Consider the following 21,832-nt stretch of genomic DNA (forward strand, 5'->3'; position numbering starts at 1 on the left):
AGGAGTTTCGACGAGTAGATGGTAATGATTGGTCATTAAACAGTAGCTATGCACGACCCAATTGAATCGCTCTTGTTTATTTAGATAGAAAAAAGGCTTCATTTATGATCAGATAATCGTCGCCAAACAAACTACCTACATCAATAGTGAAGCCGATGACGATTATCTCCTTACAGAAGCAATTTAAGCAATTCTTTAATGCTGACACCCTCCAAAAAATGGCGAAAAGTACTGGCCTGATGAAACGGTGTCGGGCGATATTACCCGAGCAGCTAGTCATTAGCTTAGTGGCCGCGTTAAGCAAAGGAAACTGCACTTCCATTGCGGATTTACTGCGACAATTCAATGGGATGTGCTTGAGCCCTGAAGGTGCCGTGGCATACAAGCCTTACCATAACCAGTTGAGGAAAAATGAGTTTCCTAATTTCATGCGGCAACTTGTTATGCGAGCAATAGCTCAATTTGCTCGCCAGCAGAATGTCGGTCTACCAAATAAGCTCGACACCTTTGATGATGTACTGCTTCAAGATGGCAGCTCTTTCCACATCCATCGTGACCTGGCGGATGTTTATCCGAGTCGATTTAAACGTAACCCTGCAGCGGTTGAATGTCATATGACAATGTCGTTGAAAAGCTTTTCTCCAGTCGCGATGAACATCAGCGCTGATACGGCATCAGAAAGAGATTTTTTACCTGAGCCCAAAACGATGAACAACAAATTGCTGTTAGCTGACGCAGGGTATCCTGATTTCCACTTCTTTCGAGAGCTTGAACAGCATGGCGGATTCTATATTGTCCGAGGTGCTAAGTCTCTGAACCCTATGATTATTGAGGCAAGGAACGGCAAGGGGCGACTGCTGCCTAAGCTAGAAGGGAAGAAGCTGAAAGACATTACTCGAGGTACCAACCGTTCGCAGGTCCTTGACCTAAAAGTCCGTCGAGGTAAACAAGAGTTTAGAGTCGTGCGACGATGGTTTGCTGAAGAAAAACGATTCTGCATTTGGATAACTAACTTACCTTCAGACACCTTTACTGCCGATGACATCATGGCGATCTACCGCTGTCGATGGCAGGTGGAACTGCTTTTTAAAGAGTTAAAGTCTCACACCAACTGGCAACGATTTGTCACCGCACAAAAGGCCATCGTTGATGGGCTCATCTGGGCCAGTTTACTTGCGCTGATCATTAGGCGTAGTATTGCGCTTCAGATAATGCCATCGGTCTCATTGTTTAAAGCGGCAAAAAATGTGGATGTCTGGCTGTTACCAATATTTGAATGTATCAGTCACGGCGCATGGTCAGAAATCAGCAATAAAATCGAATGGGCTACCAGTTATATATCAAGGAACGCTCAAAAGTCCGCGCAGAGGAAGTCTAAAGAAAACATTACGTTAGACGGAATTTACGCTGAGCTTAGTGCTTAAGGTTCTGTCTATGGTAGGTTCTTGATTTAGTTCCATTGAATTACGCAACAAAGCCAACCCAATACAGCAGGCACTTGTATGTGGGATGAAAGACGCCCTCCTAGATAATAGGGAAAACCTGAACACTGCTTCCCCCAAAAAACGGAGAATGAGTGCCGACCGAGAGTTCGATTGATAAGGTCTTCATAATAATTTAAAAGGTAAATCTCGTGAGCTCTAAGGTGTTCACGAGATTTGGTTTTTCAAAATGACATTGAGAGTCAGCGCTTTATATTAACTTGAATTTCTACTCCTGACACACGATGTACGAAAGTAAAATGCTCTTGGCTTCTAGTGCTAATAAGAACAATCCCTTTCTTTGATATAATGGTCCAATAAGGTAGAACAAAGGCATCAAAACACTCTACGTGTGACATGGGAGGAGGGCTTACGAGCCCTGCAATTTCTCTCAGTGTTTCAAAGTCACCAAACAGTGCCTGCTGTGTTTGCCAATCTATTCCTAATGCCATTAATGACATAGATGTTGTGCTTGGCTTATCTTCGAGGCGCTCAAAAAGCTGATAGAGGCAGTGGATATCTTGATAGTCATACTGTTTTGATAACGCAAGCAACGAGGTTTCATCCCCTTCAAAATAGCTTTGCTTGAACGCCTTATAAACCGTGTGCAACTCATCATAGTTGAACTTACTCATGTGAGCCTCCCAGTTGAAGTGAGAACTGGTTCACCGCACTAAGCATAAGTTTCAGTTTTGTTTGCTTACCATATCGGCCAAATGTCATTGAGGGGTGATGATGGCCAACGATATCAGCGACTGTAGACTCAGCCACTTCCTTTTGCTTAAGAACATCAATGAAAGTGTGACGGAGGGAGTACGCAGTAGGGCGTTGCCCTGCTTTCAATCCGATCTTAGATAGGAGTCTGCCGAATTGTTGGCAATATTGTTGGCTCCAGTCCTTGTTGAGACCCAGTGGCTTGTAATCGAATAGATCGGTTTTGCTATTGTTCTTACGAAGCTCAACATACTCAAGAAAGCCATGTTTGATTAGACTCTGATGAATGGGGACTTGTCGCAGAGCATAACGATTCTTGATCCGCTGTCCGTGACCTTCATCTGTTACGTTTAAGTAAGGGACTGGACCGCTAACGACCACGTCTTCTGTACGTAGCTGACACACTTCATTCGGCCTCATCCCCATGTACGTGAGCAATAAAGTAACCCAGTAGAAACCAATATCCACTTGCTGAAACTGCTCAGATGAGAAGAGTGTTGAAAGCTGACTCTCTGACCACCTTGAGCGCTGCTTATCAGCTTTTATAGACTTCTTGAAAGTCGCTTTGATATCTGCAGACACGTTTCTTTCAATCAAAGACATGGTCGCACACCAACGTATAAATTGACTCAGCGCGGCGTAGTAATCTTTACAGCTTTTTGCTGAAAGACTAGAGCTATTGAGAGTCTTAATGTACTCCATCAGTGCCATCGCAGTTATTGTTGATAAACCAGATGGCGTAGTGCTCTCAAAGAAAAAGGTAATGCGCTGTTTCAACTGATGGACAGTCAATGCACTGACCCCTTGAACCCCTTTGAACTCTAGAAAGTGTTCTAACGCTTCACTCCAATGCTTTTCTTCACTCAAACGCTTAGAAGTATGACTTATGGAAGTTATACAACCTAAATGTAAGCGATCGTCCTGCTTTTGTGATTGTAAGTTCAGGTGGTGGGACAAAATGCCTTTTAGATGCAACTGAAACTCTGAAAAGCACAGAGAGTCTGTAGTACGAAAGGCCTCTTTGACAGCACTGACAAGGCTTAAGCCAATGACTTTAGCTAGCTTAGGGTCTTTTGTTCGAAGGCTGATTTTTAGATCGAATGGGAATCCCAACGCTTTCAACTGTGCTGGAGTACAGATTCGTGCGTAATAGACACCGTGGGGAGATTTTTGTATATACATTGACTTACCTCGTTGGTTCGAAGCAAATTCAAGTCTTACAGATACAAAAAAAGCCTTTGATAATCAAAGGCTTTTTTTGATGAATAGTGGTGGAGGGATAGGGATTTGAACCCTAGAACCGCTATTAACGGTTGCCGGTTTTCAAGACCGGTGCTTTCGACCACTCAGCCATCCCTCCAGTGGCGTGAATAATATAAGGGGTGGAGGATCTTGTAAACCCTTAATTTTCATAATTTTGTTTTGTTGCTTGTTTTCTAATCATTCACGGCAATAAAAAAGGGAAGCCATTGGCTTCCCTTTGCTGTTTGCTGATTATTTAGTCATTTTTTGTGTAGAAACGCTGTAGCTCTGTCAGGCCTTGCATCAACACAGGTAAGCGAGGGCTTACGTTTTTCAGGCGCTTGTAATTTTGGTCGTACAATTTGTAGTTACCAAATTTATCCAACACCGTTGTTTGCTGGTCAGTAACAAGAGCAAGTTCACGAGAGTCGCCCGCGAGAATCCACTTTCTGTTACGTTCATTAAACAGGCTGCGACCACTACTGAAATCTGTTGGGTTCGAAGATACACCCAATAGCTCTTGCATCAGTGTTACTGACACGTCTAGATGACTAGAACGGTGGGTGTATTCAGAAGCAGACTTGCCAGGCCAGCTGATAAACAGTGGTACTTGTAACTGATAACGACTGTAGTTGGAGTTTGCACCCCAGCTGTTGGTTTTGGTTTCGTTAAACTCAGTACCGTGGTTAGAGGTAATGATAACCACCGTGTTATCGGCAAGCTCTAAGCGTTCCAGTTCAGCGTAGATAGTTGCTAGCTGAGCATCGGCCGCTGTCGCCGACTTTTGATAGTCTGCTGCAAAACGCTCTGCTGTCGTTAGCGTAGAGTCCGACTCTGAACTTGAATCGTAGCTGGCGAAGTTATCCAGTGTGGTTAATTCAATAAAGTTAAACCAAGGGCGTTTAGCTTGCGGTGATTGAATCCAGTTAGACCAAGCTTTTATGGCACTCTGGTCATCATAAGTTGCTTGCTCTGGCATCACATCACGGCCTCGGAAGATGATATCCGAGTACAGTGCATCACTAAAGTTGTCGCCACTGAAAGCAGCGAACTTGTAATCGTGATTCTCTAAAACATCGAGCAATACTGCGCTTGACCCCTGAGCTTCAATGCTGCTTGCGTAGCTGCTCGGTAGGCCGTAGAACAAGCCAAAAATACCAAACATATCGTTACTTGAACTGTAGTGGTTGGTGAAGTTGATCGACTGTTGTGCGTAGGCATAGCTGTTTGGCATCGCTGTCGCATTAAGAGCGTCAGAGCGAAGGTTGTTCACACTCACCATCAGGATATTAAGATCATCACTGCGGCGGTTGTATTGAATTTTTTCTAGCGGGTAGCTAACTAGGTTTACATTCTCTTTGTTCGCTTCTAAACGCTCAAGGTACTCTTCACGGTCTAATAGGCCATGTTTTTCCATAAAGCTTTTCGCTGTCATTGGGTAAGACAGTGGGAAGTTCGCTTTCTGGCTAGTAATTGGGTTATAGAAGTACGCATCAGCCCACATGTAGGTCAAGTGGCTGCTGATGAAACACAAGAAGAAGACGGCAGTAATCGGACGGCCAATGTGTTTATGAGACAGTTTACGCTGCTTACGCCAAACCCACTCAGATAGACCGAGTTGCAGCAAGAAAATAAGCGGCATAACAATGAAGAGGTGCTGCAAATCAGACGTGAATGCAGATTCCTCTCCACTGAATAAAACCTCCCACACGACAGGCGTCAGGTGGAGGTTTATATTTTGATACGTTTGGGTATCAATCAGTAGGACAGTTAAACCTATGGTCGCGAAGATAACGGCAACCAAACGTAATAACTTCCTCGACGGAAGAATAAAAGTGAGCGGGAACAGCACTAATAGATAGAGCGCGAACACTAAAAAGCCAAAATGACCAACCCACGATGCAGCCAAATAGAATTGGCCTAGCAAGGTTTCTGGCCAAGCAGATTGAGTAATATAACGAGTACCAATCAACATCGCAGCAATGATGTTGAAAAATGCAAACCAGTGACCCCAACCAACCAGTCGAGATACACGATCGCTATATGAGTTTGCGCTGTCTACCATTTATAATTCTTTTATCCGTCAATCAAATTTAGTGAGACTTTTTATCTTCAAGAGAAGAAATTAAAGCCTCGGCAAATTTTTCAGCAATTCCTTTGCGTTGTGAAGCAGCAACATTCTGATTTAAGACATTGGTTGCGATATTTCCAGCGATCATCAGTGAAAGTTCTGGCGAAGCTTTGTGCTTAGATAGTACAGCACCTACTTCAGCTAGGATTTTTTCAACTTGATCATCTGTGTATTTAGATATAATCGGCATAAGGACTCTAATAATGATAGTAAAAGCGGCTTATGATAACCTACTATGCACGACAACTGAAACCTGAACGGTAATATTTTCACTATGAGCCTTCACCTTTCCAACGTAATTTTACACCAGCTGAGCAAGAACGATCAGGATGAGCTGATTGTTAACTATCGTGCTGAATCTCTAGAAAACGATGCTTCATCTGAAAGCCTAGTTGCTGAACTTCACCGTGTTTTTAATTCAAAAGCAGGCAAAGGGTTTGGTTCTTTCAAATCTGACAGCGAATTCCAGCAGTGGTTGCATCAACTTCGTGCTGGTGAGACAAACTTTTACGATTTTTCTCAAAAGAGTGCGCAACGTCTAAAAGACGAACTATCAAAGTACCCATTCGCTGACGAAGGTATCTTGGTAATGGCTGAATATCAGTCACTTGCAACAGATTACCTTTTCATTGGTTTATTGCCTTCAAACCAAAGCCTAAAGGTAACTGAAGGGCTTGATATTAGTGCGACTGACTACCTTGATATCTCAAAAATGGATATCGCGGCTCGTCTAGACCTTTCAACTTATGAGACTGATAAAGAATCAAACCGTTACTTAACTTACATTAAAGGACGTGTTGGCCGTAAAGTCGCGGATTTCTTCTTAGATTTCTTACAAGCTGAAGTTGGTTTGGATGCGAAACAGCAGAACCAAGTACTGATGCAAGCGGTAGAAGACTTCGTTTCTGACTCTAAATTAGAGAAAGAAGAAGCGATCAGCTACAAAAAGCAGGTTGCGGATTACTGTAACGAGCAGCTTAAAGCGGGCGATGAAGTACAAGTTCGTGAACTTTCTGGTGAGTTGCCAGCAAGCACTGATGGCACAAGCTTCTTTGACTATACTAGTGAGCAAGGCTACGAGTTAGAAGACAGCTTCCCAGCCGATCGCGCAACTATGCGTAAACTAACAAAATTTGTTGGTGCTGGTGGCGGTTTGAATGTTAGTTTTGATAGTCTGCTTCTAGGCGAACGTATCTTTTACGATCCGGAGACAGACACGCTAACGATTAAAGGCACTCCACCGAACTTACGTGACCAACTGACTCGCAATAAGTCATAGTCCGAAGTTAACGGATAAAAGCGGCAGCAGGACGTTGTCGCTTATTTTGTGCTTAATCTTTTAGCTACGGTCATGGCTTCAAGTTAACACGCACAAGGAATATAGATGGAACAATCAGTAGCAAAGCCCAAACGCTTTAAAAAACCAGCCACCTTTTTGGTTGTGCTCTTGGCTCTGTGGTTACTTCCTTCATTGGCTCTTCTTAATCTAAGCCGTTCCTACACCAATTCTCTAGCTCAAATCGAAGAGCTCGGTATTCGAGTCAACGAATTGAGGCAATCGCTCTATTTCTCAGAACCGCTTCGAGTCTCTCGTATCAATGATCTCGCACTCGACGCTCAGTTGGTTTATTCGATCCGACTGCAGATTGAATCTGATTTCCAACACGCCTTGTTTCGTCCTGATGTCAACCAACTGTTGTACGTAGCCGATCAGTTCCTAGAAAAGTTCGATGAGTTCATTCCAATAGAAAGCCAAGTTCAAGACATCGTTGATAACATTAAGATCTTGCGTGCTGATAAAGAGCTTTCCCCTCAGCTAAAACCGCTCCTCAACGAATTCGGTGTTGTGGTATTTGAAGCCATGTATTCTGAAAATCAAAGTTCGTCAGCGACTTATCGCGCCTTTGATTCCATTCTAGAAAAATCTTATTCCTTAGAAAACGAAGAACAAGATGCACTCCAACAACTACTGGCTGATGCGTCAGCATTGTTGAGTGATTACGCTCAGCTTAACTATTTGGTTGATAAGATTAAGAAAAACTCAGTAAATGAACAGATCATAAAACTCGAAGCTGAGTTCCATGATCGTCAATTCAACCTATTGTTGGTGATGCTAGGCTTAAGCTTGGTGGCGATGAGCGGGATAGTGTTTTGGGGCGTTAGGTCCACAAAAACGATGAAAGAAGCAGACCAAGAACTCAGCTCTGAACTAGAAATTAATTCAAGTAAGGAAGACGCTTCTTATAGCGATGTTGTTTCCTCAGCAGTGAAACAAGCAGATAGTGACGCTTATGTATCCGAGAACAGGCCAACGCGCCAGTCTTCCGACTCTCAACCTCCGCAGAGCGTTGACGTTAAAAGCCAACCCGTTGTACCGCAAGACTCTATTCAGCGAGTCCCTGAACAGGCACCCGTAGTAGAGAAACACGTTGCCAGTGTCACAGATTCAAAGCCTGCGATTGATATCGAAGACATGTTAGAAACGCTCGATGGTGATGCTGAGTCTGTCGAACTCTTGCTTGGTGTGTTTGTACAAGACCACGCAGGTGACTACGAGAAGTTTAAGTCTTTGTTGACCAAAGATGAAACCTCCGCGGCTCGCATTGTACATAGCTTAAAAGGCGTGGCTGGCAGTATTAAAGCGTCTCGGTTAGCCATCATTGCCGCAACCATTGAAATGACAATGAAGCAGTCCAGAGCGATCAGTGAACATGATTTAGCTGAACTAGAGCAGGCTATAAAAGCCTCTGTGGATTCTGCTCATGAATATTTAGACAGTCAGCGTTAACTTTTACAGGATTTTTGACAATACTCTGACGAAGCGCTCATACAATCAGCGCCCTTAGTCTTTGTCAGAGGTTTATATGTTACGAGTTTCGAGTCGAAGTTGGATGGTGTTGGTGCTTAGCATTGTGCTAAGTGGTTGTTCTCTCTTAGAAGTTAAGTTAGATAGTCAAACGACGCCTCTCACTCAACAAGAGTTAAATGCTCGGCTCATGACGCGTGAATACGCCAAGATGTTTTTTACACGAGTAGAAGACTCGGCTGATTTAATCGCGCAATTTTATCCTGCTGATGACACTTTACATCAATCTTATGTGTTGCTTTGGAAGATCCATGCAGAGCAGGGATTACAACAAGCGGCTTACCAAACTTCCCCAATGTCTGCGTTAATTGACTCGTGGGTTTTCACTGCCCAAATGAATCAGTTTTATAGCCAAGGCGATGGCGCGGACCTATTCGCGACGGATGATGCGGTAGAGGCTGCTCGTTTTCTTGACCAAGAAGCAGAGAAATTGGCAAAGGGTGTATTGAACTCCAGTGATTTCAAAAAAAGCAAAGCGTTCGTTGCTCAGTTTGCCGCTAGCCACCCATTTAAAGATCTCACATTCAGAAGCACACCTGCTTACCGTGAATGGCTAAATTACCTTGGTAAAGACGAATCGCAAATCGTTCAGAGCTTAGGCACCATGCCAGAAGCAATGAGTGACGCATCTGATCGTTTAAGCCTTATGGCTGACCAGACACCAAAACTGATGTCGTGGAAGGCGGAGTTGGTTGCATTGAATAGCTCACTAACGGGTGAAGACCTATCGATGACGCTGGAAAGCCTTCGTCAAACATCAGCAAGCATGCAAGACTTCATTGAGAACAATCCGGAGTACATGCAAACACTGGCTTCTATTATGTCGACAGAAATGCAACCATTGCTCAACGACCTCAGTGATAAAACCGACCAAAAATTAGCGATGCTGAGTGATGAACGTGTGGCATTAGAAAAAATGGTGACACGTGAGAGAGAAGCTCTAGTAGAGATGATTGCGAAAGAGCGCATCGAGATTGCCGGCATTGTGACTTCAGAAAGAGAACTGTTCACGCAAGACCTTGATCGCGTCTCTCAAGAGGTGGTGGTACTGGCGATTGATAAGCTAATGGAGTTAATCAAAGGTGTGATTATCTACTTCATCCTGTTTATCTTAGTAGTGTTCTTTGCACCGTTAGGCATCGGTTACTGGTTGGGTAAACGAACCGCCAATAAATAGATAAATAAGTAAATCAGCAGATCAAAAAAGAGCGCTCTAGGGCGCTCTTTTTGCATTTATCCATTAACGTTTTGAGTTACGTTCGAAAGCGTTAGCTCCTGAACTTAAGCTTGTTGCTTGCTTAACTCGGTCGCTTCTTCAGCTTCAAACGCTGGTGCTGTTGGTTCACACTTATCAACGAACCAACCCATGTAAGATGTCACGATAGTCACGATGATACAGATGAAGCTTAACCACATGAAGGGTGCGTAAGACAGCGTCGCAACACCAAGAATACTCGCCATGTAGATACCGTTATCACTCCAGGGAACCATACCCGACGTTAGCGTGCCACCAAACTCAGCATTACGCGATAGGTTCTTACGTTTGTAGCCTAAACGGTCGTAGTTTTTCGCACAGATTTTTGGTGTAAGGATTAACGATACGTACATTGCAGAACCGAATACGTTACCCATGAAAGCCGTACCAATTGTGCTAGTCGCTAGTGAACCTGCGCTGTTTACGCGGCGCTCAAACACCTTAGCGATTGTCTCTAGTACGCCCACTTTATCCAGTAAGCCACCAAAACCTAGACCAAATACGATAACCGCAACTGAACCCAGCATTGAAGACATGCCGCCACGGTTAAGAATCGAATCAATAAACTCTACGCCAGATGAGATTGAGAACGGTGCCCAAGCCGTGTTGAATGCCGTTAGGAAGTCGATATCTTGGATCATGACTGCCCAGATAATACCCAGCAGAGAACCAAAACTGATGACCGGGAATGAAGGCATACGGAAAGCCAACAGACCAAGCACGATAAGTACCGGAACGAATGAGTAAGGCGTGATGTAGAACTGAACTTCCATTGCTTTGATTACAGAGTCTACTTGGCTCATGTCAACGTTGCCCGCGTAGTGGAAACCAAACGCAGTAAACATGATGCCTGTAATCACGTAGCTGATTAACGCAACTGGAAGCATGCCCTTGATGTGTTCAACCACTTCAACACCAGACATTGAAGAAGCCAGAATCACTGAATCAGAAAGAGGAGACATCTTGTCACCGAAGTAACAGCCTGACAGCACGGCACCTGCAGTAATCGGTGCTGGAACACCTAGGCCTTGGCCGATACCCATCATCGCGATACCTGCTGTACCCGCAGCACCCCAAGAAGTACCGGTCGCCAATGCAGTTAGAGAACAGATGATCATGGTCGCTAAAAGGAAGATAGAAGGGTGGATAGCTTTCAGACCATAGTAAATGATAGTAGGTACGATCCCGCCTGAGATCCAAGTACCAACAAGAGCGCCAACGGCTAAAAGTATTAAAACCGCGCCTAAGCCATTGGATATTCCTTTGAGTGCTGCTTTTTCTAAGTCTTTGTATTGGTGTCCAAGACGAATACCAAGAACCATGATAATGAACCAGCCAATATACAAGGCAAGTTGAATTGGAAGGTCAAGCTTTGCAGTAAAGGAAAAAGCAAGGGATAGAAATAGTCCTAACGCGATGAATACCTGCAATAGGTTCGGTAGGCGAGTTTTACTCTGCTTCATAAAAGCCTCTTGTGATTTCGAGCATTTATAGTGCTTCGTTATAGTGTGTGGTGCAAAACGGACACTACAGTAATTAGTTTATTATATCGAAAAAATACGCCCAAGTTGTGATATTTGACTGTTAACTCAATCAATTGTGGTTTCATAATCTAAATTTTTGTTACATTCATGATTGTTACATGTTGAAATCTGTCGCACGTTGTTTTCGTTTTGTAAAATAAAACTCTGATTAACCTTGGTTTAAAAGAGGGATTTACTGTTTGTGATGAGCGTCGATTGAATCGACTTTGGCGATGTAAATGTTTGAATTTGACGATAATGGACGCTTAATCAATGAGGTGGAGATGGAATGTCGATACAGAGATAACTGCACGATTCATTACGTTCACTTAAAAGAAACGAAAAAGTTACACTTTTTGACAAAAAGCACTTGAGTTCTGTTTCTGAAAAACTTATAGATGGGGGAGAGCAATTTTTAATTTATACATGGAGAGTGAGCGATGAGAGTAGGTCTAGTTGGTTGGCGCGGTATGGTTGGTTCTGTACTGATGCAACGTATGGTTGAAGAGAAAGACTTCGACTTGATTGAGCCTGTTTATTACAGCACATCTCAGATTGGTATTCCTGCCCCTGTTTTAGGTGGTAAAGATGCGGGTCTACTTCAAGACGCTTTTGATATTGATAGCCTAAAACAGCTTGATGCTGTGATTACCTGTCAAGGCGGCGATTACACATCAAAAGTATACCCAGCACTGCGTCAAGCAGGTTGGAAAGGTTACTGGATTGATGCAGCATCTACTCTGCGTATGGATGCTGATTCAATCATCACTCTTGATCCTGTTAACTTGGCTCAAATCCAGCAAGGCATTCACAGCGGCACCAACACGTTCGTTGGCGGTAACTGTACTGTGAGCTTAATGCTTATGGCTCTAGGTGGTCTGTACGAGAAAGGCATGGTTGAGTGGATGAGTGCCATGACTTACCAAGCAGCTTCTGGTGCGGGTGCTAAGAACATGCGTGAGCTGATCTCACAAATGGGTGTGATCAACGACAGCGTAAGTTCTGAGTTAGCAAACCCTTCAAGCTCAATTCTTGATATCGATAAGAAAGTGGCTGATACGATTCGTTCATCTTCATTCCCAACAGACCAATTTGGTGCTCCGCTTGCAGGCTCACTGATTCCTTGGATCGATGTGAAGCGTGAAAACGGTCAGAGTAAAGAAGAGTGGAAAGCCGGTGTTGAAGCGAACAAGATTCTTGGTCTAGATGGTCAGCCAATCCCAATTGATGGTACTTGTGTACGAATCGGTGCAATGCGTTGTCACGCTCAAGCACTAACGATCAAGCTTAAGCAAGACGTGCCAATGGACGAGATCGAAGAGATCATCGCAACGCACAATGATTGGGTTAAAGTGATTCCTAATGACCGCGACATCACGGCACAGGAGCTAACACCAGCGAAAGTAACAGGCACAATGTCTGTACCTGTCGGTCGTCTGCGTAAGATGTCGATGGGTAACGACTTCCTAAACGCCTTCACGGTTGGTGACCAACTACTTTGGGGTGCTGCAGAACCACTACGTCGTACTCTACGCATTATCCTTGCTGAGAAATCGTAATAGGCAAGATTGCTTAAATTCTATTAGCTGATAAACCGAAAGGGTTGACGACAAACGTCAACCCTTTTTAGTTTATTGCTACCTCGTTATTCGGCCCTCGAAACTGCCCTTAAATCTCTTCGCATCTCGCTACTCGAATCTCGTGTCTGCTTTTATTTCTCGTCGGTGACGACACGCTTGTCTGGATCCGCTAATTCGCTAGCACAGTGCTTGCAATACATGGCGTCTGAATCATGACCCGCTCGGTTACAATTCGGGCACTTAACCAACTCTTTGTGCGAGTTCATCTCATTACTGAGTTCTGCAGTAATGATCCCGGTTGGCACTGCTAAGATAGAGTAACCCAATAGCATGGTCAGTGATGCTATGGCTTTACCAAGCGCGGTCTGCGGCACCATGTCACCATAACCTACCGTAGTGATAGTCACGATGGCCCAATAGATACTGTGAGGAATACTGGTGAAGCCATTGTCAGGACCTTCAATAACAAAGATCAAGGCGCCAAAGATAACCACCAAGACGCCGACGGCGCTAAAGAAGATCAGTATCTTTCGTCGTGCCATTAATAGTGAGCGCAACAGAATATTGGAATCTTGCAGGTAGCGAACCAGCTTTAGAATTCGGAAGATACGCATCACACGCAGCAGTCTCACCACACCCATAAATGAAGCGCCTGGGAAGATGATTGCTAGGTAGGTCGGAAGAATCGCCAATAGGTCAACGACACCATAAAAACTGGTGGCGTAAGATTTTGGCTTTGGGGAGCAATAGAGCCTTAACAAATACTCAAGAGTGAAGAGTGCAGTGAAGGTGTATTCGATATAACGCAGCTGTTGTGACCATTCGGTCATCACATTAGGGATGGATTCTAAGATCAGAACCAACAGCGAAGCCAAGATTGCAACGATCAGAGTTATATCAAATGCACGTCCGGCTGGCGTGTGAGTACCAAAGATAATGACGTACAAATGATGCTTGAGTGGCTTGCGTGACATAAGGAGAGGTTCGTATTCTGTTAAATGCATTAACAGTCATTATACAAGCTTCATAATAACGAGGCGAGTGAAAGCCCAATTGCTTTACTCGTCTTATCTATATTTCAATATTGTTGCCCTTTATAGAGCAACCGAAATGCCGTTAAACGTTATGCCAAACCTGGGAACAGATTGCGTAGACCATTGGCGATGAACTCGATGCCCAATGCGCCAAGAATCAGGCCCATGATACGAGTGATCACGTTGATACCCGTTTGACCTAAAAAGCGAACGATAACCGGCGCTGAACGGAACAAAAGCCAAGAGCATGTTGCGAATGCGATGATACTAATGCCGATGCCGACCGTATCAATAGCAGCAGGGTAGCGAGACCCGTAAACAATGGTCGAGCTGATAGCACCTGGGCCTGCCATTAGCGGCATAGCCAGTGGAACAACACCGATTTGCTCTTTGCTGATGTATTCAGATTTTTCTTGTTTGTTCTGCTTATCTTCACCGAGCTTACCGCTCATCATCGAAAATGCGATGCTCAGTAATAGTAAACCACCTGCAACACGGAATGAGTCCAGCGAGATACTAAACATATCAAGTAGCATTTGCCCTGCAACAAGTGACATAATCAAGATCACGGCAACAGCAATATTTGCTTGTAAGGCTGTCCTGTTCCTCTCTTCTGGCGGCATATGAGCAGTAAGAGAAACAAAAACAGGCATGATGCCGATTGGGTTTACGGCAGCAACAAGCCCAAGGAAGAATTGCATAAAAATTGCGAGTTCTAAGCCTTGCATGAGAGCGATCTCCAGTTAGCGTACTTAAGGTTGAAGGGTTGATCTGTGAATAGTTTAGGCGCGTAATGTAAGGGACAAACTCGATTTACGCGAATGAAAAAAACTAACTTGAAATGGGTGATTCTTTTTAGAAAAACTAATTGAATCTCACTTTTGTTTTAAGCCTGTTGCAAGCTAGTTGGTAGTGTTTCATTTTGTAATTTATTATTGAGTAACTGTTAACCGACGCACGAAATTAATAAAAATTATGTCAGAATCTAGCCCGTACAACGCTATAGATATACTCTCAGTAGCACGAATATAGCTGTATACATGTAATTTAACGGACTAAAAATGAAACTTTTTTACAGTTTATTACGCTATGTAGAAAAAAGTTGTCTGTTTGCTTGTTTTTTGCGCGAACGAAAAGTGTGAGTTTAATCTATATAAATCATGCTCTTAAGTTCATTTTTGCGATTGCCTTACTACTTTCTGGTTAATTCTTTTTGGGTAACTGATCTGGGTCAATTTTTTTCACACAGTGAAATAATATACTCAGCCCTGAAAGCAATTTACTAAGAACGCTGGTGTTTAAGGTTAACGGCAAGCAGCGAATTTAATAAAAAGTTTTTAATATTTATTATTTTAGGAGATCCACCATGCCTGTAACTAACTTAGCGGAACTTGATGCTCTAGTAGCTCGCGTTAAAGCAGCACAAGAAGAGTTTGCAACATTCTCTCAAGAGAAAGTAGACGCAATCTTCCGCGCAGCTTCTCTTGCTGCTAACCACGCTCGTATTCCACTTGCTCAACAAGCAGTTGCTGAATCTGGAATGGGTATTGTTGAAGATAAGGTTATCAAAAACCACTTTGCATCTGAATTTATCTACAACAAATACAAAGACGAAAAAACATGTGGCATCTTAGAAGAAGATGACAACCTAGGCACAATGACTATCGCTGAGCCTGTAGGTATCATCTGTGGTATCGTTCCAACAACGAACCCAACTTCTACAGCAATCTTCAAATCTCTAATTTCTCTTAAGACACGTAACGGCATCATCTTCTCGCCACACCCACGTGCAAAGAACTCAACTAACGACGCAGCGAAACTAGTTCTAGACGCAGCTGTTGCAGCGGGTGCTCCAAGAGACATCATCGGTTGGATCGACCAACCATCTGTAGAGCTTTCTAACGCGCTTATGAAGCACGACGGTATCGCACTTATCCTTGCTACTGGTGGTCCAGGCATGGTTAAAGCAGCATACTCTTCAGGTAAGCCTGCTATCGGTGTTGGTGCTGGTAACGTTCCTGTCGTTATCGATGAAACAGCTGACATCAAACGTGCTGTAGCATCTATCCTTATGTCTAAGACTTTCGATAACGGCGTAGTATGTGCTTCTGAGCAAGCTGCAATCGTAGTTAGCGAAGTATATGACGAAGTTAAAGAGCGTTTCGCTTCTCACAAAGCTCACGTTCTATCTAAAGCTGACGCTGATAAAGTACGTAAAGTTCTGCTTATCGACGGCAACCTAAACGCTAAAATCGTAGGTCAACCTGCTCCAGCAATCGCTGAAATGGCTGGTGTTAAAGTTCCTGCTGATACAAAAGTACTTGTAGGTGAAGGTCTTGGTAAAGTTTCTTACGATGACGAATTCGCTCACGAGAAACTATCTCCAACTCTAGGTCTATTCCGCGCAGATGACTTCGAAGACGCAGTTGCTCAAGCGGTAACTATGGTTGAAATCGGTGGTATCGGTCACACATCTGGTCTTTACACTAACCAAGATACTAACGCAGACCGCATCCGTTACTTCGGTGACAAGATGAAGACTGCTCGTATCCTAATCAACATCCCGACTACTCACGGTGGTATCGGTGACCTGTACAACTTCAACGTTGCACCTTCTCTAACTCTAGGTTGTGGTTCATGGGGTGGTAACTCTATCTCTGAGAACGTAGGTCCTAAGCACCTTATCAACAAGAAAACTGTAGCGAAGCGAGCTGAAAACATGTTGTGGCACAAACTACCTAAGTCTATCTACTTCCGTCGTGGTAGCCTTCCAATCGCAATGAGCGACCTAGAAGGTAAGAAACGCGCATTCCTAGTAACTGACCGTTTCCTATTCAACAACGGTTACGCAGATGACGTAGTTAGCTTGCTTAAAGCACAAGGCATCGAAGTTCAAACTTTCTTCGACGTAGAAGCGGATCCAACGCTATCTGTTGTTGAGAAAGGCGCTGAAGCAATGAAGAGCTTCCAACCTGACGTAATCCTTGCTCTAGGTGGCGGTTCTCCAATGGATGCTGCTAAGATCATGTGGGTTATGTACGAGCACCCAGAAACTCACTTCGAAGAACTAGCAATGCGCTTTATGGACATCCGTAAACGTATCTACAAGTTCCCTAAAATGGGTCAAAAAGCTGAGCTTGTATGTATCACTACAACTTCAGGTACAGGTTCAGAGGTTACTCCATTCGCTGTTGTTACTGACGACAAGACTGGTGCTAAATACCCACTAGCTGATTACGAAATCACGCCAAACATGGCTATCGTTGATGCGAACCTAGTAATGAACATGCCTAAGTCTCTAACAGCGTTCGGTGGTTACGATGCAGTAACTCACGCTCTTGAAGCTTACGTATCTGTTCTAGCGAACGAGTACTCAGACGGTCAAGCTCTTCAAGCTCTTAAGATGCTTAAAGAATACCTACCATCAAGCTACAAAAATGGTGCGGCTGACCCAATAGCTCGTGAGAAAGTACACAACGCAGCAACTATCGCTGGTGTAGCATTTGCGAACGCATTCCTAGGTGTGTGTCACTCAATGGCTCACAAAATTGGTGCTGAGTTCCACCTACCACACGGTCTTGCTAACGCACTACTTATCTCAAACGTTGTACGTTACAACGCGAACGATAACCCAACTAAGCAGACTGCATTCTCTCAGTACGACCGTCCACAAGCACGTCGTCGTTACGCTGAAGTTGCTGACCACCTAGGCCTAAGCCAAGATGGTGACCGTACAGCTCAGAAGATTGAACGTCTACTGACTTGGTTAGAAGAGCTTAAAGTTGACCTAGACATCCCACTATCTATCCAAGCTGCGGGTGTTAACGAGTCTGACTTCATCGCTAAACTAGACGAGCTAGCTGTTGAAGCGTTCGATGACCAGTGTACAGGTGCTAACCCACGTTACCCTCTAATCACTGAGCTAAAAGAAGTTCTAACAACTTCTTACTTCGGCCAACCATACGTTGAAGGCGAAACTTTCGAAGGTACTACAGTTATCCTTAAGAAAGCAGACCAAAAGCCAGCTGAAGCGAAAGCGCCAAAAGCTAAAAAAGAAAAAGCTAACGCATAATAAGTAAGCATTAGTTTTGAGATAAGTTTTCGCTAGCACGATACTTATCTATCGGGAAAAGATGAAAGCCCCAGTCGAGAGACTGGGGCTTTTTTTATGTTTGGTTCGTTTGTAAAACGGATTGAGAGGCAATAGCTCTGCTACTTAATATGAGCTGAGCCAGTCATGTTCAATTGGAATAGGGAGTTAAACCTCTGCCGCGACAACTCGCCCACTGAAGTAGTCATTCGAGACAATGTATTCGGTTGTTCTGGTCAGCTCGTCTTGCAGCTGCGCCCAGTGACATCGATTGAGCTTGCCATCGGAGTTATGAACGGCGGGAACAACGCCACCGACTCGAATGCCAAAAGGAGTCAGCTCTTTCGCCCAACTATGGGTAAAGCCAGTGATCATTGAGTTTGCGCTCTCTAAGCCAGACACATCGTGAAAGTCATCATGAGATATCACATTAACAATCACGCCTTCCTTATCTTCCTCTCGCAATCTCTCAGCACTGATTTGCCCAAATGCGAACAGGGTCGATGCCATCGATGAGAGATCATTAATAAAGCTGCTCACAGGCTGATCGCCAATTAGGCTAGGCATTGGGGAGCTTATCCAGTTATTGACCAGCACATCGGGTGTCGTGTTGAAGGTGGTTTGAATAAAATCATATACGCTGAGAATCGCTTGGCTGTCATTGCCTTTGAGCGTGTAGTGGTAAACAGAGTCAGAAAACCGGGCACACTGTAGATACGTCGCTTTAAGTGCTTCCGTGTCTTTATCACAAAGGATGACGGTGGCTCCAAGGTTAACAAAGTGGTTCGCAATCGCCCCCCCCAGTCGCGAGCCGGCAGATGTCACCAATATGATTGAGCTTTTTATTTCCATCCCAGTACCTAAACAAATCGTCCATGTCGGATAAGGATGGGTTAAAATTTATACAACTGGTGTGAATTGGTTCAAACTAAGGTGTGCCAATTAATAAGTTTTTATGAAGTTAGTGGCACGTCACATTTTGTAGTAACTTCAAGCGGTAACCGACATCAGGTGTTTTTAGGTTGCCTAAGGCTAGTGGTTCATATCATTCGTGTGAATACTTTGAAGTGTGCGAGTTAGTCGAAGAAGAGCTATGGATAGACAGCGAAAAAGGGAAAGGTAGGTGATCGCTATACTTGAGCTTGAATTTGATACCGACGTTGCGCGGTGGTTAGCTCATTGTAGAGCGTGGCATGTGGCAAATCAGGTAAATGCTTGTTTGCGAGTTTGCGTCGGTCATGACCAGAAAGGTTTTGGTAAACCTCTTCGGGTAAGTCGGCTGTATCTTCAGGCATGAAGGCAAGCGCTTCAGGTTTCAAGTAATGGCTGAGTTTGGCGCTGGCAAGGCTAGCTTGATGAAAATGATTAGATTGCTGAGCTGAAATCTCATATGAAGACTGGTTTGAACGCAGTTGTTGAGGTTCTGCTACGCCAAATTGTTTGCGCAGGCGATCTTCATTTGTCTCTGTGATTTCAATGGTGTCAATTGGCGTGCAATCACGGACATCATTAGAAAACATAGATAACAGCAACGCGAAATCTGCACGGCGACCTTGCTCAACCGCTTGGCTGATCCCGATGCCGAACTTCAGTTCGTTGATGATTCCTGCTTTGTCTAAAGTATGTATTTGCATGTCGCCTCTCATTGGATACACCTTTAACGGCATGGAGTCGGCAAACTTTAGTGTTTAATTACAGGCAAATAGAGAATTTATGTAGGGTTGGGAAGAAGGCTATCAATAGTTCGAGAAGTAAGCGCTATTGGCGGGTTTATTACGAAATGTTTAGATTTTGTGGAACACGACAGATACAAAAAAGCTCACGCCGAGGCATGAGCTTTCAATAGATAACTCGCTATAAATAGCGCAGCGTAAGCAATAATTACTTAGCTAGGTTCTCTTCTACGAAAGACCAGTTTACTAGGTTCCAGAATGCAGCCATGTAGTCAGGGCGAACATTGCGGAAATCGATGTAGTAAGCGTGTTCCCATAGGTCAACAGTTAGAAGTGGAGTAACACCTTCTTCTGTTAGAGGAGTAGCAGCGTTAGAAGTGTTAACGATGTCTAGAGAACCGTCAGCTTTCTTAACTAACCAAGTCCAAGAAGAACCGAAGTTGTTGATTGCTGAATCAGTGAATTTCGCTTTGAATTCTTCGAAAGAACCGAATGCAGCGTTGATAGCTTCTGCAACAGCGCCAGTTGGTTCGCCGCCTGCTTTAGGAGCAAGACAGTGCCAGTAGAACGTGTGGTTCCAGATTTGAGCAGCGTTATTGAAAACACCACCAGTAGAAGTCTTAACGATCTCTTCTAGTGTTTTGCCTTCAAACTCAGTACCTGGGATAAGGCCGTTTAGCTTAACAACGTAAGTGTTGTGGTGCTTACCGTGGTGGAAATCTAGCGTTTCTGCTGAGATGTGTGGTTCTAGCGCGTCTTTCGCGTAAGGAAGAGCCGGTAGTTCAAATGCCATTGCTCAATTCTCCATTGATATGAAAGAGTTAACTCTTTCGATTGCTTCCAGTGATATTATTATTCATGGCTCGCTATACTGCCAACCATGGTCAATTTGCTGACTTGCGATATAGTTTAGCAAGTTTTTACTTTATTAAAAGCTTATTTCATTACTTTTGTGTGAATTGTTAGCTTAGCTTGTTAACCGCTTTTTTTATATGGTTTTTATTCTTTTAGTTTGGGGTAGAATAAAGGCAATAAAAGCCGTAATCCATTAACGAGGAAGCAATGGAAACTATCGATAAAATCAAACAGCAAATTGAAGAAAACACTATTCTACTGTACATGAAAGGTTCTCCTAAGCTACCTAGCTGTGGTTTCTCTTCTCAAGCGTCTCAAGCTCTAATGGCATGTGGCGAAAAATTTGCTTACGTAGATATCCTACAAAACCCTGATATCCGTGCAGAGCTTCCTGCTTACGCACAGTGGCCAACTTTCCCACAACTTTGGGTTGAAGGTGAGCTAATCGGTGGTTGTGACATCATTCTTGAGATGTTCCAAAAAGGCGAACTTCAGCCAATCATCAAAGAAGCAGCGGCTAAAGTTGCTGGCGATGACGCTGAATAAGTTCTAGCCTTTGCGCTGAATAGTTAAAATGAGGGGCCTTAATCAGGCTCCTTTTTTGTTTGAATTGATCGAATCATTGACTCGATAAGGAATGAACAATGAACGTAAAACTTCATTATGTGCATGATCCAATGTGCAGCTGGTGTTGGGGTTACAAGCCAACACTTGAGTTATTGAAACAACAATTGCCTGCGAGCATTGAGTTTAACTATGTAGTGGGTGGTTTGGCCCCGGATTCTGATGAGCCAATGTCAGAAGAGATGAAAGGCAAGCTGCAAGCGATTTGGAAGCAGATCGAAGCTAAGTTGGGTACTGAGTTTAACCATGATTTTTGGACAGAGTGCCAACCTGTTCGCAGTACTTACCCTGCGTGCCGTGCCGTGATTGCTGCAGGTTTTCAAGACCACTACGAAGCGATGCTTGAAGCGATTCAACATGCTTACTACCTTCGTGCGATGTTGCCACATAGCCAAGACACACATTTGCAGTTGGCTGAAGAGCTAGGTATGAATGTTCAACAGTTTGAAAATGACCTTTCTAGCAAGTTATTGGAAAGTGAGTTAGATGACCAGCTAGGCTTTAAAGAAGCGATGGGTGTATTTTCTTACCCGACCTTAATGCTTGAAGTGAACGGCATCTTTAGTGAAGTTGAATTGGATTATCATTCAACGGAAGCGACGCTTAAGTCTATTCGCGAAATTTTAGTGAGTAATGCTCCCGCTGCGTAATTCAGCGAGAGTCATCTGTATTCGCAATGATTTCTAAGGCTTACTCATCAGAGTAAGCCTTTTTTGTTGTGCGCCGAGCATGGCGTTGATCTAGGAGGTGAAAGTCCTCTACGG

18 protein-coding genes and 1 tRNA gene are annotated in these 21,832 nt (G+C 43.9%); 8 read left to right on the forward strand and 11 right to left on the reverse strand.

Annotated elements, in window-relative coordinates:
* The first annotated feature begins 155 nt into the window (after window positions 1–155).
* Window positions 156–1,424, forward strand: a complete 1,269-nt coding sequence (locus AB6E52_RS20545; RefSeq protein ID WP_017068666.1) for an IS4 family transposase — start codon at window positions 156–158, stop codon at window positions 1,422–1,424.
* A gap of 260 nt (window positions 1,425–1,684) precedes the next feature.
* Here the strand turns inward: AB6E52_RS20545 and AB6E52_RS20550 are convergent, their stop codons facing one another.
* The 5 genes from AB6E52_RS20550 to AB6E52_RS20570 form a co-directional block, all read right to left on the reverse strand.
* Window positions 1,685–2,116, reverse strand: a complete 432-nt coding sequence (locus AB6E52_RS20550) for a hypothetical protein (protein WP_102321092.1) — start codon at window positions 2,114–2,116, stop codon at window positions 1,685–1,687.
* The gene (locus AB6E52_RS20555; protein ID WP_017068668.1) at window positions 2,109–3,377 is read right to left on the reverse strand and encodes a site-specific integrase; all 1,269 of its coding nucleotides are present in this window, start codon (window positions 3,375–3,377) and stop codon (window positions 2,109–2,111) included. The genes AB6E52_RS20550 and AB6E52_RS20555 overlap by 8 nt, the downstream gene beginning before the upstream one ends.
* Window positions 3,378–3,464: 87 nt before the next feature.
* Window positions 3,465–3,555: transfer RNA gene (locus AB6E52_RS20560), tRNA-Ser, on the reverse strand.
* A 138-nt stretch (window positions 3,556–3,693) separates the two neighbouring features.
* On the reverse strand, window positions 3,694–5,502 hold the full coding sequence (locus tag AB6E52_RS20565) for a DUF3413 domain-containing protein (protein ID WP_017065981.1): 1,809 nt from the start codon (window positions 5,500–5,502) through the stop codon (window positions 3,694–3,696).
* A 28-nt stretch (window positions 5,503–5,530) separates the two neighbouring features.
* A complete protein-coding gene (locus tag AB6E52_RS20570) occupies window positions 5,531–5,758 on the reverse strand; it encodes a YejL family protein (protein WP_017068253.1) in 228 nt (75 codons plus the stop codon).
* A gap of 84 nt (window positions 5,759–5,842) precedes the next feature.
* Between AB6E52_RS20570 and yejK the strand changes: the two genes are divergently transcribed.
* The 3 genes from yejK to AB6E52_RS20585 all read left to right on the forward strand — a co-directional run bounded on the left by yejK (window position 5,843) and on the right by AB6E52_RS20585 (window position 9,611).
* Window positions 5,843–6,847: a nucleoid-associated protein YejK gene (gene yejK / locus AB6E52_RS20575; RefSeq protein WP_017061190.1), complete on the forward strand. Its 1,005-nt coding sequence runs from the start codon at window positions 5,843–5,845 to the stop codon at window positions 6,845–6,847.
* 105 nt (window positions 6,848–6,952) lie between these two features.
* Window positions 6,953–8,356, forward strand: a complete 1,404-nt coding sequence (locus tag AB6E52_RS20580) for an Hpt domain-containing protein (protein ID WP_102321093.1) — start codon at window positions 6,953–6,955, stop codon at window positions 8,354–8,356.
* A 76-nt stretch (window positions 8,357–8,432) separates the two neighbouring features.
* Complete coding sequence (locus tag AB6E52_RS20585) at window positions 8,433–9,611, forward strand: chemotaxis protein (protein ID WP_102321094.1); 1,179 nt, start codon at window positions 8,433–8,435, stop codon at window positions 9,609–9,611.
* A gap of 104 nt (window positions 9,612–9,715) precedes the next feature.
* On the opposite strand, the gene nhaC is transcribed toward AB6E52_RS20585, so the two are convergent.
* Window positions 9,716–11,152: a Na+/H+ antiporter NhaC gene (nhaC, locus tag AB6E52_RS20590; protein WP_017063453.1), complete on the reverse strand. Its 1,437-nt coding sequence runs from the start codon at window positions 11,150–11,152 to the stop codon at window positions 9,716–9,718.
* Window positions 11,153–11,652: 500 nt separating this feature from the next.
* On the opposite strand from nhaC, the gene asd reads away from it, so the two are divergent.
* The gene (gene asd, locus AB6E52_RS20595; RefSeq protein ID WP_017061186.1) at window positions 11,653–12,771 is read left to right on the forward strand and encodes an aspartate-semialdehyde dehydrogenase; all 1,119 of its coding nucleotides are present in this window, start codon (window positions 11,653–11,655) and stop codon (window positions 12,769–12,771) included.
* Window positions 12,772–12,923: 152 nt separating this feature from the next.
* Here the strand turns inward: asd and AB6E52_RS20600 are convergent, their stop codons facing one another.
* Both AB6E52_RS20600 and AB6E52_RS20605 read right to left on the reverse strand, forming a co-directional pair.
* The gene (locus AB6E52_RS20600; RefSeq protein ID WP_102321095.1) at window positions 12,924–13,766 is read right to left on the reverse strand and encodes an ion transporter; all 843 of its coding nucleotides are present in this window, start codon (window positions 13,764–13,766) and stop codon (window positions 12,924–12,926) included.
* A 149-nt stretch (window positions 13,767–13,915) separates the two neighbouring features.
* Window positions 13,916–14,554 carry a YchE family NAAT transporter gene (locus tag AB6E52_RS20605; protein ID WP_017061184.1) on the reverse strand — a complete coding sequence of 213 codons (639 nt, stop codon included), beginning with the start codon at window positions 14,552–14,554 and terminating at the stop codon, window positions 13,916–13,918.
* Between the two features lie 638 nt (window positions 14,555–15,192).
* Between AB6E52_RS20605 and adhE the strand changes: the two genes are divergently transcribed.
* Complete coding sequence (gene adhE, locus AB6E52_RS20610; protein WP_102321096.1) at window positions 15,193–17,898, forward strand: bifunctional acetaldehyde-CoA/alcohol dehydrogenase; 2,706 nt, start codon at window positions 15,193–15,195, stop codon at window positions 17,896–17,898.
* A gap of 186 nt (window positions 17,899–18,084) precedes the next feature.
* On the opposite strand, the gene AB6E52_RS20615 is transcribed toward adhE, so the two are convergent.
* From AB6E52_RS20615 to sodB, 3 genes are all read right to left on the reverse strand, one after another.
* The gene (locus AB6E52_RS20615; protein WP_017061182.1) at window positions 18,085–18,768 is read right to left on the reverse strand and encodes an SDR family oxidoreductase; all 684 of its coding nucleotides are present in this window, start codon (window positions 18,766–18,768) and stop codon (window positions 18,085–18,087) included.
* Between the two features lie 278 nt (window positions 18,769–19,046).
* The gene (locus tag AB6E52_RS20620; RefSeq protein WP_276202729.1) at window positions 19,047–19,550 is read right to left on the reverse strand and encodes a VC2046/SO_2500 family protein; all 504 of its coding nucleotides are present in this window, start codon (window positions 19,548–19,550) and stop codon (window positions 19,047–19,049) included.
* A 247-nt stretch (window positions 19,551–19,797) separates the two neighbouring features.
* Complete coding sequence (gene sodB / locus AB6E52_RS20625) at window positions 19,798–20,382, reverse strand: superoxide dismutase [Fe] (RefSeq protein WP_004734050.1); 585 nt, start codon at window positions 20,380–20,382, stop codon at window positions 19,798–19,800.
* A gap of 269 nt (window positions 20,383–20,651) precedes the next feature.
* Between sodB and AB6E52_RS20630 the strand changes: the two genes are divergently transcribed.
* Both AB6E52_RS20630 and AB6E52_RS20635 read left to right on the forward strand, forming a co-directional pair.
* Window positions 20,652–20,990 (forward strand): Grx4 family monothiol glutaredoxin, encoded by a 339-nt coding sequence (locus tag AB6E52_RS20630; RefSeq protein ID WP_004741702.1) that lies wholly within the window; start codon window positions 20,652–20,654, stop codon window positions 20,988–20,990.
* 98 nt (window positions 20,991–21,088) lie between these two features.
* Window positions 21,089–21,718 carry a DsbA family protein gene (locus tag AB6E52_RS20635; RefSeq protein WP_017061180.1) on the forward strand — a complete coding sequence of 210 codons (630 nt, stop codon included), beginning with the start codon at window positions 21,089–21,091 and terminating at the stop codon, window positions 21,716–21,718.
* The last annotated feature ends 114 nt before the right edge of the window (window positions 21,719–21,832 follow it).

It is taken from the genome of Vibrio sp. 10N.247.311.13, assembly GCF_041467595.1.
Lineage (GTDB): Bacteria > Pseudomonadota > Gammaproteobacteria > Enterobacterales > Vibrionaceae > Vibrio > Vibrio crassostreae_C.

Excerpts from the sequence above, each read along its gene's own strand:
- AB6E52_RS20545 (WP_017068666.1), top strand. The coding sequence starts at position 156 with ATGACGATTATCTCCTTACAGAAGCAATTTAAGCAATTCTTTAATGCT.
- AB6E52_RS20550 (WP_102321092.1), bottom strand. The coding sequence starts at position 2,116 with ATGAGTAAGTTCAACTATGATGAGTTGCACACGGTTTATAAGGCGTTC.
- AB6E52_RS20555 (WP_017068668.1), bottom strand. The coding sequence starts at position 3,377 with ATGTATATACAAAAATCTCCCCACGGTGTCTATTACGCACGAATCTGT.
- AB6E52_RS20565 (WP_017065981.1), bottom strand. The coding sequence starts at position 5,502 with ATGGTAGACAGCGCAAACTCATATAGCGATCGTGTATCTCGACTGGTT.
- AB6E52_RS20570 (WP_017068253.1), bottom strand. The coding sequence starts at position 5,758 with ATGCCGATTATATCTAAATACACAGATGATCAAGTTGAAAAAATCCTA.
- yejK (WP_017061190.1), top strand. The coding sequence starts at position 5,843 with ATGAGCCTTCACCTTTCCAACGTAATTTTACACCAGCTGAGCAAGAAC.
- AB6E52_RS20580 (WP_102321093.1), top strand. The coding sequence starts at position 6,953 with ATGGAACAATCAGTAGCAAAGCCCAAACGCTTTAAAAAACCAGCCACC.
- AB6E52_RS20585 (WP_102321094.1), top strand. The coding sequence starts at position 8,433 with ATGTTACGAGTTTCGAGTCGAAGTTGGATGGTGTTGGTGCTTAGCATT.
- nhaC (WP_017063453.1), bottom strand. The coding sequence starts at position 11,152 with ATGAAGCAGAGTAAAACTCGCCTACCGAACCTATTGCAGGTATTCATC.
- asd (WP_017061186.1), top strand. The coding sequence starts at position 11,653 with ATGAGAGTAGGTCTAGTTGGTTGGCGCGGTATGGTTGGTTCTGTACTG.
- AB6E52_RS20600 (WP_102321095.1), bottom strand. The coding sequence starts at position 13,766 with ATGTCACGCAAGCCACTCAAGCATCATTTGTACGTCATTATCTTTGGT.
- AB6E52_RS20605 (WP_017061184.1), bottom strand. The coding sequence starts at position 14,554 with ATGCAAGGCTTAGAACTCGCAATTTTTATGCAATTCTTCCTTGGGCTT.
- adhE (WP_102321096.1), top strand. The coding sequence starts at position 15,193 with ATGCCTGTAACTAACTTAGCGGAACTTGATGCTCTAGTAGCTCGCGTT.
- AB6E52_RS20615 (WP_017061182.1), bottom strand. The coding sequence starts at position 18,768 with ATGGAAATAAAAAGCTCAATCATATTGGTGACATCTGCCGGCTCGCGA.
- AB6E52_RS20620 (WP_276202729.1), bottom strand. The coding sequence starts at position 19,550 with ATGCAAATACATACTTTAGACAAAGCAGGAATCATCAACGAACTGAAG.
- sodB (WP_004734050.1), bottom strand. The coding sequence starts at position 20,382 with ATGGCATTTGAACTACCGGCTCTTCCTTACGCGAAAGACGCGCTAGAA.
- AB6E52_RS20630 (WP_004741702.1), top strand. The coding sequence starts at position 20,652 with ATGGAAACTATCGATAAAATCAAACAGCAAATTGAAGAAAACACTATT.
- AB6E52_RS20635 (WP_017061180.1), top strand. The coding sequence starts at position 21,089 with ATGAACGTAAAACTTCATTATGTGCATGATCCAATGTGCAGCTGGTGT.